We start from the raw sequence: 14247 nt of genomic DNA, 5'->3' as shown, positions 1-14247 counted from the left end.
GATATGGAGAAATATATTTAAAGAACTTATAAAAATAAAAAATCCAACTGATTGGGAAAGGCCAGAGAGAGTTATTTATAGAAATTACTGCACTAAAACAGGTTTAACTAAAAATTCATTTTGTAAAAGTGGAAGAGTTGACCTTTTTATTTTAGGAAAAAGTGTTCCAGTGTGTAATTATCATAGAGAATATAAAGTTTATGTTTGTAAAGAAAATGAAAAACTTCTTGCTCCTAAAAATCTTATTGAAGAAGAAAAAATTCTTAAAATATTTTATGATCCAGATGATATTCCAAAGAATTATTGTACAGGTCTAGGTTATGAATTTGTAGAAATAAAAATTATAGTTCCTCAAAAAATATATGAAAAAGAGGTGGTAGATTTAGAAATAAAAACAGATTTTAAAATTGGTGACACTCTTGAAATTGATATAAATGGTGAAAAAACCTTTATAGATTCTCCACCATTAAAATATATGTGGTATCCTGAAAAAAGTGGTGAATACTATATTTCAGTTTATCTTTGGGGAAAAGATGGAACTCTTAAAGGGAAAGGTGGGTTAAGAGTATCTGTATTAAAAGAGATAAAAGAAAGTTTTATTCAAATTGAACCAGAAAAACCAAAAGCAAATGAACTAATAATTTTTACATTAATTGATCCACCTGAAGATGCTTTTTCTATTATAGTTTTAGTAGATGGTGTTATGAAAGAAATAATAACTGAGAAACCATTTATTTTTAAATATAGAGAGAAAAAAATAGGAAAACATAAAATAATATTTCAGGTTTATAATATATATGGTGAAAAATTAGGAGTTTTTGAAAAAGAGTTTTATATTTATTGATCAAAATCTTTTTCTTTTGGTTTATAATCCTTTTTTTCAATATACATAATTAAATTTACAAGGTCAGCTGGAGTAACTCCTGTAATCTCTTTTGCATCTTTTAATGTTTTAGGCTTATAATAAGTTAATCTTTCAATTGCTTGTTTTGAAAGGTTTGGGACAAGATTATAATTTATATCCTCAGGAATTCTTATTTTTTCATATTTTTTTAACTCTTCAATCTCCCTTTGTTGTCTTTTAATATAACCAAAATATTTTGCTTCTATCATCACTTCAAAAAGAATATCATCTGAAAAATTTTCTGCTTCAGGGAATATTTTCTTAAGTTTTTCAATATTAAATGAAGGTCTTTTTAAAAGATCAAAAAGAGAATATGGTGTATTTATTGTATCTTCTTCTATTGATTTCAAAAGCTCATTGTTTTCTATTGATGGTGTAATTTTTTTATTAATTAAAATATTTAATAGAGAGTTAATTTTTTCTTTTTTATCTAAAACTTTTTTATATCTATCAAAACTAATTAAACCAACTTCATATCCAATAGGAGTTAATCTTAAATCTGCGTTATCTTGTCTTAATAAAATTCTATATTCAACATGAGATGGTGTTATTCTATAGGGTTCATCAATTCCCTTATTAATCAAATCATCAATCATTACTCCTATATATGCTTCTTCTCTTTTTAAAACAATAAGTTTTTTTCCTTGAACAAAAAGAGCTGCATTTATTCCAGCAATTATTCCTTGACCTGCTGCTTCATCATATCCTGTTGTTCCATTTATTTGTCCAGCAAGAAAAAGATTTTCAAACTTTTTTGTTTGAAGAGTTGAAAGAAGTTCTCTTGGATCTATAAGGTCATATGCAATTGCATAACCAGGTCTTATTACTTTTACATTTTCAAATCCAGGAAGAGTTTTTAAAATTTCAATTTGATATTCGTATGGAACACTCATATACATACCTTGAACATAAGTTTCACTTGTATTAAACCCTTCTCTCTCAAGGAAAAATGTGTGTTCTGTTCTATCAGGAAACCATCTTACTTTTTCTTCAATTGAAGGACAAGTTCTTGGACCAACCTTAACCATTAACCCCAGAACAGAGGGTGCAAAATTTAGATATTTTCTAGTAACTTCAATTGTGTTTTCATTTGTTTTACCTTTATAAGATGGTAGTTGTATTTCCCAAACTTTAGGATTAGTTTCGAATGAAAATGAAAGAGGAATTTTTTCTCCTTCATCAATTTCAAGTTTTTTAAGATCTATTGAATTAATATCTACTCTTGGCGTAGTTCCTGTATTAAATCTTTTAATTGAAAAACCAATTCTTCTTAAAGATTCTGCTAAACCAATTGATGGAAGTTCTCCCCATCTTCCAGATTCAATCATCTCTTTTCCTATATGAACTATACCTCTTAAAAAGGTTCCAGGAGTTAAAATAATTGCTTTTCCTAAATATACTTCACCTGTTTTTGTAATTACCCCTGAAATTTTATCTTTATCTATTATAAGTTCTTCAACTAATCCCTGTCTTAAATATAGATTTTTCTCATTTTCAATAACTTTTCTCATCTCCTCTCTATATTTTGCTTTATCAATTTGAACTCTCAATGACCAAACAGAAGGTCCTTTTGTTGTATTTAGAAGTTTAATTTGAGTTAGTGATCTTTCTGCATTTTTTGCAATCTCTCCTCCTAAAGCATCAACTTCCCTTACAACTTGTGCTTTACCAACACCACCTATTGCTGGATTACATGGAGGGTGTGCAATAAATTCTATTGTTATTGTTAATAGTAGTGTTTTAGCCCCCATTCTTGCAGAGGCAAGCGCTGCTTCGCAACCAGCATGTCCTCCACCAACCACAATTACATCAAAACTCTCCATAGGAATTAAATTATATCATATTATAATTTAACTTATGGAGAAAAAATGGTTTCTTTATATTTTATTATTTATAGGAATTTTAACGATTTCTTTTTCAGCAATATTTATAAAAATGTCAGAATCAACTCCACTTGTTATTGCAACATATAGAATGGGAATAAGTTCACTTATTTTACTTCCAATTTTTATTTTAAAAAAGAAAAAGATTGAAAGAGAAGGCTATTTGTTTTTATTATCAGGAATTTTTCTAGCATTACATTTCTATACATGGATTACTTCATTAAAATTTACAACAATTATGAGTTCAACAGTTCTTGTAACAACAAATCCAATTTTTGTTTCAATCTTTTCATATTTTTTATTTAAAAAGAGATTAAAAATTAAAACTTTCTTAGCAATCATTCTTTCAATATTTGGTATTTTTCTTATGTCTTATGTCGGAGAATTTTCAGCAAATATAAAAGGAAATTCACTTGCACTAATTGGTGCAATTTTTGCATCACTTTATATAATTACAAATTATTCATTAAGAAAAAAATATGATTTAATAAATATAATATTTAGAGTTTATTTAATAAGTTTTTTTGTTTTACTATCTTTATCTTTAATATTAAAAGAAAATCTTATATATTTACAAAAAAGAGAGTTTTTTCTTTTATTTTTAATAGCACTTTTACCACAAGTAATTGGACACTCAATCATAAATTTTTCTTTAAAATTTTTCTCGCCAATTTTTATAAGTTTAACAATTCTTGGAGAACCTATTGGTGCTACTTTACTTGGGATAATATTTTTTAATGAAATTCCAAAAACATTAGAAATTTTAGGTGCAATTTTAATTATTTTAGGAATAACTATTTCAGAAAAAGAATAAGATTTTTAAATTTTTGTATTATAATTAAAAATCTATGAAAAAAGTTGTTTTTATAAATCTTATGCTTTTTATAGTGTTAATTATTTGGGCAAATTCTTATGTTATGATAAAAATTGCAACAAGAGAACTCTCTCCTTTATCTTTAGCAGCATCAAGGTTTTTTATTATTTTTCCCTTTTTGTTTTGCTTTCCCTCACTTTATAAAATTAAAATTATAAAAAAAGAGGATATTATTAAAATAATTCTTCTTTCATTTTTGAATGTTCCAGGTTATCATCTTTCAATTAATAAGGCAGAGACATTAATAAATGCTTCAACTGCATCTCTTATATCAGGGCTTAATCCAGTTTTAACTACCTTTTTATCTTCAATATTTTTAAAAGAAAAAATATCTATTAAAAAAGGATTTGGTCTATTTATTTCTTTTGTAGGTGTTATTTTTTTAACATATGGAATATCATATGGTTTTAAAATAGAAAGTTTTTTAGGTGCTTTTTTTAGTTTACTATCAGTATTATCTTGGGTTACTTCAACTATTTTGTCAAAACCTCTTTTTAAAAAATATGACCCCTTAGATACAACAATTTGGATTATATTTATAGGCACAATAATGCTATTTCCTTTTATAAGAACCTCAAATATAAAAGAATTGTTAAACATAAATCACTTAACACTAATTTCTATATTTTATCTTGGCTTTCTCTCAATTCTTTTTGGTTATATATTTTGGTATAAAGGTTTAAAATACAAAGAGGCCTCAACTGCAAGTTCATTTATTTATTTAAATCCAATAATTGGAACAATAAGTGGAATAGTTTTTTTAAAAGAAAAACTTTCTAATTTATCTTTAATAGGAGGAATTTTTATTATACTTGGCCTTTTTCTTGTTAATCCTTTAAGGATTGAGGGGAGTAATAAGAAAGATTAAAGATTTTTGAAAGCATCTCTAATTCTTCAGTATAATCTCCGGGAATAAATATGTGATGATTTCCAAGAGGATATTTGATGAAATAGTCAAATTTCGCATTCACTTTAACTTTAATTTGAGTTCTACACATAAAATTTTCTCTTAAATTGTCTAATATTTTTGCTCTTGAAAAGAATATTTTATCTAGTTTTTCTCCACCAATTCTTACTAATGTACCAACCTCTTTGTTGAAAAATCCTTTTATTCCAACTCCTTTCCCTGTTTCAAAATGTGTTGTTAGTAAATATGAGTTTACAAGAGAAATGGGCACTGTACAATGAGCAAGTATCAAATCAGTAGTTTTTTCTCCTTCTCTTTCTATTGATGCAATATTAGCCATAAATGGGTGTTTATTAGTTAATTTATTAACTATATACATTGTTAATGTTGATGGAATATCACCTTCACATCCAGAAATAATATTTTCACTTGTAAGAAGTGAAAGAGCAAGACAACCTGTAGTATCAAGAGGCTTTATTATTCTAAAACACTCAACACTAATTGCATCAAAGTTATTTTTTATTACTACATCTTTTAATAATTTATAAAATTTAAATGCTTTTTTTATATCTTCTTCATCTATATCTTTTAATTCTATTGCTCTTTTTTTTAAATTTTTAATAGCATCATCAACCTCACTATCTATCTCCTCTTTATTAAATCTCTCAATTATCTCCTCTATAGGATAATTTACTATTTCAATTCCAAATCTTTCTTTAACATATTTAAATTCTGGAGTAGATGAAATTAACCAATAACTAGGATTGCCAATAAGTCCAATTTTTTTACCAAAAATTTTTTCTTTAATTGAAAGTACATTAAGTGCTCTTAATAAATCTTTTTTTTCACTTTTTTTATCCCATAAAAAAACTTTACCTTCTCCTTTAAGATAAGCTATTATTTCCATAGTTGCAGGAAGAGAGTTGTTGTATTTATTTGCAATAAAAAAATATGGTGGTCTTAATTTTTTGTGTAAATCTAAAAACTTCTTTTCACTTCCACCTGTAACAACTATAAATATATTAAAATCATATTTTTCGCTTTCTTTCACCTCTTCAGAATGAAATCCTTTTTTCTCTAAATAAGATTTAACTTCATTTAAAAAATTTAATTCAAGAGCTCTTTTAGATTCATCTGAACTTATTGGAATAAGGCCAATTTTCATAAATTACCTCCTATAAAATTCTTTAAAAAAGTTTTTCTATGACAATTTGTAAAACCAAGAGATTTCAATTTATCAAAATGTGATTTTGTTCCGTATCCCTTGTTTATTTCAAATTCATAATCTTTATAAATATTACTTATTTTCATCATTATTTTATCTCTTATTACTTTGGCTACAATTGATGCAGCGCTAATTAAAGGAATTTTATTATCTCCATCAATAATTGAAATGATTTTATATCTATTTAAAAAAGGTGTATTTCCATCTATAAAAATTATAATTTCGAAATCTTTCTTTTTTTCACCATAATAAAGAGAATAATTTTCAAAAATTTTGTAATTAACAAAAAATTTATCGCAATAAACTGTAGATTCTTTACCTAATACAAAATTTATAGATAGTTCAATGCCTAATCTTAAGGCTTCAATTATTCCTTCTTTATCAATATAAGAAGGATTAACTATACCAACTCCAAAAGAAAATTTTTCATTTAAAAAATAGTTAAAAATCTCTTCTCTTTTTTCTTCACATAATTTTTTAGAATCTTTTACAAATAAAGGTATTTCTTTATTGTATAAAAATGATGCAACAACAAGTGGCCCAGCAATAGCGCCCCTTCCAGCTTCATCAATTCCAATATATAATTTATCACCATTTAACATTGTTTAAATTTTTTATATGATTTAAAGGCCAAAATACAAAATCCGCTCTACCATCTATTGTTTTTATATCAATTGGTCCAAATTCTCTTGAATCAAGGGAATTCCCTCGATTATCTCCCATAACAAAAACAGTTCCTTCTGGAATTTCAAGTGGTCCATAAATCCCAGGGGTAGAATTTTTTATATAACTTTCATTTAATTTATTTCCATTTATATAAACAAAACCATCCCTAATTTCTATTGTTTCGCCTGGAAGACCTATAACTCTTTTTACATAATCTTTATCTCCATAAGGTGGTTTAAAAATAACAACTTCTCCTCTTTTAGGATCTCTAAATCTATAGATGAGTTTATTAACCATTATAAGATCATTTTCATACAAAGTTGGGTTCATTGAAGACATTTGCACTCTATATGGTTCAAATATAAATGTTCTTATTCCAAATGCTAAGACAAAAGCAATAACAAAAGTAAGAATCCAACTAATAATTTCTCTTACAACTTTATTCATAAATTAATTTAAATTTTCTTCATTATTAGTTGTTTCTTCCTGATTTTCTTCAGTTAATATCTCTTCAAAAATTTTCTTTGTTTTTATCTTTTCTTTAACTCTTGCTTTTTTACCTTTTAGTTCTCTTAGATAATAGAGTTTTGCTCTTCTAACATCACCAAATCTTACAACTTCAATTTTATCAATTGATGGGGAGTGAAGTGGGAATATCTTTTCAACACCAACACCAAATGAAACTTTTCTTACTGTGAATGTTTCTCTTATTCCTCCACCAGTTCTTGCAATACATATTCCTTCAAAAATTTGTATTCTTTCTTTTCCGCCTTCTTTTATTTTTATATATACCCTTAATGTATCTCCTGGTTTAAATTGAGGTAAATCATTCCTTAAAAAACTGTTTTCAACAAGTTTAATCTCTCTCATCTTATTCCTCCTTGAGTAGTAAAAGACTTCTTTTAAAGAAAATCTAATATATAATATCACACATTTAAAAAGTTGACAAATTTTTATTTTAAATTAATATAAATAAAGATTGATATGAATTTGTTATTACTGAATCATAAGAAAATTTTTAAAGAAGAAGATGTTGATATTAACAAAGAAATATTAAATCTATCTATTCCAGCAGTTGGTGAGAATTTATTACATACTGTATTCTCATTTGTTGATATGGCATTTGTTGGAAGATTGGGAGCTCTTTCACTAGCTGGAGTTGGGCTCGCAAATCAATTAATTTTTGTTTTTCTTGCTCTTATGGTTGCAATTAATATTGGTGTTAATGTACTTGTTGCACAAAATTATGGTGCTGGAAAAATAGAGAAAACTAAAGATATAGTTTGGCAGGGAATATATTTTTCAATTTTTCTATCGATTTTGTTTTTCATTTTTGGTATTTTATTCTCATATAGAGTTTTTTATTTATTTAGTGGTGAAGTTGCTTTAAAAAAATTAGCTGGTGATTACTTCTTTTATATAATTACTCCTTCAATTGTTTTTGTTTCACCAATAATATTTGGTGCTATTTTTAGAGGAATAGGTGATACAAAGACTCCATTTTATCTATCACTAATTTCAAACACTATTAATGTTTTTCTTGATTATGTATTAATTTTTGGTAAATTTGGATTTCCTGCAATGGGTGTTAAAGGAGCAGCTATTGCAACTTCTCTTTCTAAAGGAGTTGCTCTTTTAATTTATCTTGTTTTGATTTTTAATAAAAAAAGAAGTTTTTATGTAGATTTTAAATTTACTAAGTTAAATTTTGAAATTATAAAAAATATGTTTAAAATAGGTTTTCCAGCATCTCTTGAAAGATTTATGTTTTCTTTTGGAAATCTATTTTTTGGTAATATTGTTCTTGGAATTGGAACAGAAGCTTTTGCTGCTCATAGAATTGCAATAAACATAGAATCCCTTTCTTTTAATACAGGCTTTGGCTTCACAAATGCAACAACAACTCTTGTTGGTAAAGCTATAGGAAAAGAAGATGAAGATCTTGCAAAAAAATACACATATAACTCTTTAAAAATTACACTTCTAATTATGAGTGGAGTTGGTGTTCTTTTATTCTTTTTCCCAGATTTATTTATAAGAATTTTTACTGATGAGAGAAGTGTTATAAATTATGCAAGAATTGCAGTTAAAATAATTTCAATTGCACAACCTTTCTTTGCAATGGTTTTAATTTTTATGGGCGGTTTAAGAGGGGGAGGAAATACTTCTTCTCCTTTTTGGGCAACAACTATTGGTATGTACCTAATTAGGATACCCGCTGCATTTGTTTTGGTGAAAATATTAACTCTTGGTATGTTTGGCGCATGGGTTGCTATGGCAACAGACATTATGTTTAAAGGCATATATCTTTATATAATTTTTAATAAAAAAGCAAACTTTAAAAGGTATGTTTTTGATTAGTAGGAGGATAATTGACAAAAGAGGAATTATTTGAAAAATTAAAAGAAATTAAAGACCCTGAATTAAATAAAAGTATTATTGAATTAAATATGATTAGAAATTTAGAAATTAATGATAAAAAAATTTCTCTTGATCTATTTCTAACTTTCGGAGATTGTCCTTTAAAAGATAAAATAAAAAAAGATGTTGAAAATAAATTAAAAGAGATTGGCTTTGAGAATATTAATATAAATCTAAAGATAATGAGTAAAGATGAGATTGATGCTTTAAAATTAAATATCTTTTTTAAAAAAAGAAAAGGGGGAATAAAAAATATCATTGCAATAGCTTCTGGGAAAGGCGGAGTTGGAAAGTCAACTGTTACAACAAACCTCGCTGTTTCACTTTCAAAAAAGAATTTAAAAGTAGGAGTTCTTGATGCTGATATAAATGGTCCAAATATACCACTTATGTTAGGGATAGATGAAAAACCAACTGTTTTAGATGGAAAAATTTTGCCTATAGAAAAATATGGAATAAAAGTTATATCTATTGGCTTTTTTATTGAAAAAGACAACTCTCCAATACTTTGGAGAGGTCCAATTATTTCAAAAGCAATTGAAGAGTTGTATGATGATGTTTTATGGGATAAACTTGACTTTTTGTTGATTGATCTTCCCCCTGGAACTGGAGATGAAACTTTAACAGTTGGTGGCTCTTTACCTATAGATGGAGTTATAGTTGTTACAACACCACAGGATGTTTCAATTCTTGATGCTACAAGATCTGCCATTGCATTTAAAAAATTAAATGTAAAGATTATTGGAATTATTGAAAATATGAGTTATTTTATTTGTCCTGAATCAGGACAAAAATATGAAATTTTTGGAAGTGGTGGTGGAGAGAAATTGAGTAAATATTTTAATGTTCCTCTTTTAGGGAAAATTCCTATTGAAATAAATATAAGAAAAGGGAGTGATAGTGGATTTCCAATTGTTTTATTAGAACCTGACTCATTATCATCAAAAGAGTTTTATAAAATATCTGAAGAAATATTAAAAAATATTTTATAAATATGTATCAATATCCTAAAAGTTTAAACAAATTAATTGAAATTTTATCTAAACTTCCAGGGATTGGACCAAAAAGCGCAGAAAGAATTTCCCTTTTTTTATTAAGAACTAAAGAAGATTTAGTAGATGAATTAATTTTAAGTATTAAAAATTTAAGAAAAAATGTTAAAACATGTAGAATTTGCTTTAATTTAGCTGAAAATGAAGATACTTGCTTAATATGTAAAGATATAACTAGAGATAAATCAATAATTCTTGTGGTTGAAGATATAAAGGATTTAATTAGAATAGAATCATTGGGTTATTATAAGGGGATATATCATGTTTTAGGAGGGCATATTTCCACTACACAAGGTCTTGGAATAGAGCACCTTACAATAAGTTCCCTTGAAGAAAGAGTTAAAAGTGGAGATGTTAAAGAGGTAATTTTTGCTTTATCTCCAACATGGGAAGGAGATATTACAAAAGAATATATAAAAAAAATTCTTAAAAAATATGATTTAAAAATTTCATCACTTGCAAGAGGAATATCAGGAACAACATATCTTGAATCTATAGATGACTCTTCTTTAATTCAAGCACTACTTGATAGAAAAGAAGAAAAGTAAATTTAATTAACAACTTTTTAACGATAAAATGATTAAAAAATAGATTTATAATTTCATTGGTTTTTATGTTGAAAATAAAATTAAAATTTTATATACTAATAAAGCAATTTTGTTGCTTGTGGAAAACATGTAAAATTTTTTTGAAATTTTGAAAAGAGTTTTCCACAAGCAACTGTGGAAAATGTGGAAAAGATATGAAAGGAATATGGGAAAAAGCTCTTGCAATAATTAAAGATTATCTTTCTAAACCATCATTTGAAACTTGGTTTAAAACAACAGAAGTGGTTGAAGAAGGAGATGAAAAATTAAAAATTGGAGTTATATCTGAGTTTGCAAAAGATTGGCTTAGAAGTAACTATTTATCATTAATAAAGGAAGTTTTAAGAGCTGTTGCTGGAAAAGATATTGATATAGAATTTGTTGTTTTAAAAAAAGATGATGATGAAAAGGAAGAACTAAAAATAGAACAAAAAAATTCTTTCGGTTTAAATGAAAATTATACATTCGAAAATTTTGTTGTAGGTGAAAGCAATAAACTTGCTCATGCTGCAAGTATGGCTGTTGCAAAAAATCCTGGAAGATCTTATAATCCGCTTTTTATCTATGGAGGAGTTGGACTAGGAAAAACTCATCTTATTCAAGCAATCGGTCATTATATAATAAAAACAAAACCGGCTCTTAAAGTAACATATGTAACAAGTGAAGTTTTTACAAATGAGGTTATAAATTCAATTCAAAAAAATAAAATGAATGAATTTCATGAAAAATATAGAAATATAGATTGTCTTTTAATAGATGATATTCAATTTTTAGCAGGAAAAGAAAGAACTCAGGAAGAATTTTTTCACACATTCAATACTTTACATAATAATTATAAACAGATTGTAATAACAAGTGATAGAGTACCAAAAGAGATACCAACACTTGAAGATAGATTAAGAAGTAGATTTGAATGGGGTCTTATGGTGGACATTGCTCCACCAGATTTTGAAACTCGTGTTGCTATTTTGAAGAAAAAGGCAGAAAAAGAAAAAATATTTGTTCCAGATGATGTTTTTAATTTTATAGCAGAAAGTATTTCAAGCAATATAAGAGAATTAGAAGGTGCATTAATTAGAATCCTTGCTCATGCATCATTAAGTAATCAGGAAATAACTATTGATTATGCAAAAAAAGTTCTTTCTGGTATTTACGATAAAGTAAAAAAGGTTGATTTGAGTCCTGATAAAATAAAAGCAACTGTTGCAGATTATTTTTCTCTATCTATAAAAGATCTTGAAGGAGAAAGAAGATCACAAGATTATGTTGTTCCTAGACAAATAGCAATGTATCTTATAAGAGAATTAACAAATTATTCACTTCCACAAATTGGAGAAATTTTTGGTGGAAGAGACCATTCTACTGTTTTACACTCAATTGAAAAAATAAAAAAAGAATTAAAGAAAGATGAAAATTTAAGAGCTTGTATTGAAGATTTAAAAAGGTTGTTGATAGGTGATTGAAAATTTGTTGATATTTTTTTCTTTATTAAAAATTATTTCTATAGGTATTAAACTTTTCCACAGAGTATATTATATTTACTAAATAGAATATTAAAAATTAGAAGGAGGATTAACTTATGTTTAAAGTTAAAAGAGAGGAATTATTAAAAGGTTTTACAATATTAAATAGAATAATTAAATCAACTCCAACAATGCCTATTCTTTCTAATGTTTTGATTGATAGCGAAAATAATAAAGGTTTAATTGTTGGAACAGATCTCGAAGTTGGTATAAAATATTATTTCGATTATGAAGGAACTATTGATAGATTTCTTGTATCATCTAAAACATTTCAAAATTTAATAAGATCTTTCAATAAAGAAGATATTGAAATAAATAAAAATGAAGGTTTTATAAATATAAATTCAGATGGAAAAGAATATAAAATAAGAATCATTGAAGAAGAGTACCCTTTTATAACTATTGATGAAATTGAAAAAGAATTTGTTATTAATAAAGAATTTTTATATAAAGGTCTCCAAAAAGTATCATTTTCTATAGGAGACCCACAAAAAACTCGATTAGAATTTTCTTCATGTCTTGTTGAATTTAAAGATGAAAATATAAAAATGATCTCAACAGATGGAAATAGATTGTCTTTTTTTGTTAGTGAAAATTTTAAAAAAGACGAAGCAAACTTTTCTTTTTTAATCCCCAAAGGAAGTGTTTCTGTTCTAGAAAGAATATTAGAATTAGAAGAGAAAGAATATGTTAAACTTTCATTTTCTATGAAAAGTTTTTCTTATACAGGTGGATCTATTTATTTTGTTTCAAGATTAGGTCAAGGAAATTTTCCAAATTATGAAATGGTTCTTCCTAGAAATGAAGATAAATATATAATTGTTAATAGAAAAAATTTAATTGATTCACTTCAAAGACTTCTTTTAATTACAAGAGAAGGTAGTGGAAAAGTTCAATTTGATATAAAAGATAAACAACTAATATTAAAAGGAAGTTCAATTGATATAGGAGAGGGAGTCGAAGAAATTGAAATAATTGAAGGTAAAGGAGGTAGTGAAAAAATCTATCTTGATAATAAGAAGGTTTTAGAAGGAATTAAAACAATGGATGAAGAGAATGTTAAAATAATATATTTTGATGGTGAATCGCCAGTAACATTTAAAGATAGCAATAAACATCTTTACATTATTATGCCATATAGATCTGAATGATAATTAAAGAAATAAAAATTTTAACTTTTAGAAATTTTGAAGATTTTTTTCTTGAATTTAAAGAAAAAATAAATTTAATAATTGGAAAAAATGGAAGTGGAAAAACAAATTTACTCAATGCTATTTATTATCTTTCTTCAGGCAATACATTTAATAATTTAAAAGAGAGTGAACTTCCAAAATTTCCTGAATCAAGTTTCTTTTTAGGAGGAACCTTTTTTGATAATGATTCTAAAATAAAAATTGAAATAATTTATAAAGATAAAAAAAAATTAATTTCAATAAATGGTAAACCAATTCAGTCTCAAAAGGAACTTGTTGGAATTATTCCAGTAATTTTTTTTAACTTTAGAACAAAAGATATTATATTGAAGGAACCAGAGCTTAGAAGAGGTTTTATGGATAATTTCCTCTCTATGATAGATAAAGAATATAAAAATTTAATTTTAGAATATAATGATATTTTACAATCAAAAAATTCAATTTTAAAAAAATTAAAGGAGGAAAGAGGAAATTTTTATTTTGAGATACTGCTTGAATCATTAAATGAAAAACTTTATGATAGAGGAATTAAAATACAGGAAAAAAGAGATAGTTTTATAAATAAATTAAAAGGAGCGCTGTTAAATATATATTTAAATAAAATAGATATAATTTATGATCCAAAAGTAATTACTCTTCAAGAATTAAATAAAACAAAAAATGAAGAGATAGAGAGAGGTTATGGATTAATTGGTCCACATCTTGATGATATTCTTTTTTTATATAAAGGAGTTGAAATAAAAAATATCTTTTCACTTGGAGAAATAGAAGAAATATCTTTATACTTAATTTTATCACTTTATAAGTTAATCAATGAAATTTTGAATAAAAAGCCAATAATATTAATAGATGATCTTTTCGAAACAATTGATAAGAGAAAAATTGAAAATTTATTAGAAATATTGTATAATTTTAATCAGGTAATTATAACCTCCTTTTCAGAGGAGATTGTTCCAGTGGAACTTAAAACAAAGGGTTCCACTTTTTTTTTGGAATTAAAAGGAGAATAGAT

Annotated in this window: 14 protein-coding genes; 9 read left to right on the top strand and 5 right to left on the bottom strand. The window is 25.9% G+C overall.

Translation table 11 applies throughout. The features are described from left to right. Positions 1 to 844 (top strand): hypothetical protein (locus N3D74_05225; protein ID MCX8095568.1); only part of this gene is annotated, 844 nt, incomplete at its 5' end. On the opposite strand, the gene mnmG is transcribed toward N3D74_05225, so the two are convergent. Continuing rightward, positions 838 to 2727, bottom strand: a complete 1890-nt coding sequence (gene mnmG, locus N3D74_05220) for a tRNA uridine-5-carboxymethylaminomethyl(34) synthesis enzyme MnmG (protein ID MCX8095567.1) — start codon at positions 2725 to 2727, stop codon at positions 838 to 840. The two genes, N3D74_05225 and mnmG, sit on opposite strands and share 7 nt — an antisense overlap. A 34-nt stretch (positions 2728 to 2761) precedes the next feature. Here mnmG and N3D74_05215 point away from each other — a divergent pair, with 34 nt between their 5' ends. Next, positions 2762 to 3601 carry a DMT family transporter gene (locus N3D74_05215; protein MCX8095566.1) on the top strand — a complete coding sequence of 280 codons (840 nt, stop codon included), beginning with the start codon at positions 2762 to 2764 and terminating at the stop codon, positions 3599 to 3601. A gap of 34 nt (positions 3602 to 3635) precedes the next feature. Beyond that, entirely contained in the window at positions 3636 to 4529 is an 894-nt protein-coding gene (locus tag N3D74_05210) for a DMT family transporter (protein ID MCX8095565.1), read from the top strand. Here N3D74_05210 and N3D74_05205 read toward each other — a convergent pair. The 4 genes from N3D74_05205 to rplS are packed head-to-tail and all read right to left on the bottom strand — an operon-like array spanning position 4489 to position 7329. Beyond that, a complete protein-coding gene (locus N3D74_05205; protein MCX8095564.1) occupies positions 4489 to 5733 on the bottom strand; it encodes a hypothetical protein in 1245 nt (414 codons plus the stop codon). The genes N3D74_05210 and N3D74_05205 overlap by 41 nt on opposite strands. Continuing rightward, positions 5730 to 6395: a ribonuclease HII gene (locus tag N3D74_05200; protein ID MCX8095563.1), complete on the bottom strand. Its 666-nt coding sequence runs from the start codon at positions 6393 to 6395 to the stop codon at positions 5730 to 5732. The genes N3D74_05205 and N3D74_05200 overlap by 4 nt, the downstream gene beginning before the upstream one ends. Then, a complete protein-coding gene (lepB, locus tag N3D74_05195) occupies positions 6382 to 6906 on the bottom strand; it encodes a signal peptidase I (GenBank protein ID MCX8095562.1) in 525 nt (174 codons plus the stop codon). Before lepB ends, N3D74_05200 begins: the two co-directional genes overlap by 14 nt. A 3-nt stretch (positions 6907 to 6909) precedes the next feature. After that, on the bottom strand, positions 6910 to 7329 hold the full coding sequence (gene rplS, locus N3D74_05190) for a 50S ribosomal protein L19 (GenBank protein ID MCX8095561.1): 420 nt from the start codon (positions 7327 to 7329) through the stop codon (positions 6910 to 6912). 120 nt (positions 7330 to 7449) lie between these two features. On the opposite strand from rplS, the gene N3D74_05185 reads away from it, so the two are divergent. The 6 genes from N3D74_05185 to recF all read left to right on the top strand — a co-directional run bounded on the left by N3D74_05185 (position 7450) and on the right by recF (position 14245). After that, positions 7450 to 8820, top strand: coding sequence for an MATE family efflux transporter (locus tag N3D74_05185; protein ID MCX8095560.1), 1371 nt, complete (start codon positions 7450 to 7452; stop codon positions 8818 to 8820). 11 nt (positions 8821 to 8831) lie between these two features. Further along, entirely contained in the window at positions 8832 to 9872 is a 1041-nt protein-coding gene (locus N3D74_05180) for an Mrp/NBP35 family ATP-binding protein (GenBank protein MCX8095559.1), read from the top strand. 2 nt (positions 9873 to 9874) lie between these two features. Then, entirely contained in the window at positions 9875 to 10480 is a 606-nt protein-coding gene (gene recR, locus N3D74_05175; protein ID MCX8095558.1) for a recombination mediator RecR, read from the top strand. A 194-nt stretch (positions 10481 to 10674) separates the two neighbouring features. Beyond that, a complete protein-coding gene (gene dnaA, locus N3D74_05170) occupies positions 10675 to 11982 on the top strand; it encodes a chromosomal replication initiator protein DnaA (GenBank protein ID MCX8095557.1) in 1308 nt (435 codons plus the stop codon). 116 nt (positions 11983 to 12098) lie between these two features. Beyond that, the gene (dnaN, locus tag N3D74_05165; GenBank protein MCX8095556.1) at positions 12099 to 13193 is read left to right on the top strand and encodes a DNA polymerase III subunit beta; all 1095 of its coding nucleotides are present in this window, start codon (positions 12099 to 12101) and stop codon (positions 13191 to 13193) included. Then, entirely contained in the window at positions 13190 to 14245 is a 1056-nt protein-coding gene (recF, locus tag N3D74_05160) for a DNA replication and repair protein RecF (protein ID MCX8095555.1), read from the top strand. Before dnaN ends, recF begins: the two co-directional genes overlap by 4 nt. Positions 14246 to 14247: the final 2 nt, after the last annotated feature.

This window comes from Caldisericia bacterium (assembly GCA_026414995.1).
Taxonomy (GTDB): Bacteria; Caldisericota; Caldisericia; order B22-G15; family B22-G15; genus JAAYUH01.
Note: the sequence above shows the minus strand (reverse complement) of the source record. Positions and strands in the feature narration are given on the sequence as shown.

Bases quoted from the DNA above. Each gene is read 5' to 3' on its own strand.
- mnmG (MCX8095567.1), bottom strand. From the start codon at position 2,727: ATGGAGAGTTTTGATGTAATTGTGGTTGGTGGAGGACATGCTGGTTGC.
- N3D74_05215 (MCX8095566.1), top strand. From the start codon at position 2,762: ATGGAGAAAAAATGGTTTCTTTATATTTTATTATTTATAGGAATTTTA.
- rplS (MCX8095561.1), bottom strand. From the start codon at position 7,329: ATGAGAGAGATTAAACTTGTTGAAAACAGTTTTTTAAGGAATGATTTA.
- recF (MCX8095555.1), top strand. From the start codon at position 13,190: ATGATAATTAAAGAAATAAAAATTTTAACTTTTAGAAATTTTGAAGAT.
- N3D74_05205 (MCX8095564.1), bottom strand. From the start codon at position 5,733: ATGAAAATTGGCCTTATTCCAATAAGTTCAGATGAATCTAAAAGAGCT.
- dnaA (MCX8095557.1), top strand. From the start codon at position 10,675: ATGAAAGGAATATGGGAAAAAGCTCTTGCAATAATTAAAGATTATCTT.
- dnaN (MCX8095556.1), top strand. From the start codon at position 12,099: ATGTTTAAAGTTAAAAGAGAGGAATTATTAAAAGGTTTTACAATATTA.
- N3D74_05210 (MCX8095565.1), top strand. From the start codon at position 3,636: ATGAAAAAAGTTGTTTTTATAAATCTTATGCTTTTTATAGTGTTAATT.
- N3D74_05200 (MCX8095563.1), bottom strand. From the start codon at position 6,395: ATGTTAAATGGTGATAAATTATATATTGGAATTGATGAAGCTGGAAGG.
- recR (MCX8095558.1), top strand. From the start codon at position 9,875: ATGTATCAATATCCTAAAAGTTTAAACAAATTAATTGAAATTTTATCT.
- lepB (MCX8095562.1), bottom strand. From the start codon at position 6,906: ATGAATAAAGTTGTAAGAGAAATTATTAGTTGGATTCTTACTTTTGTT.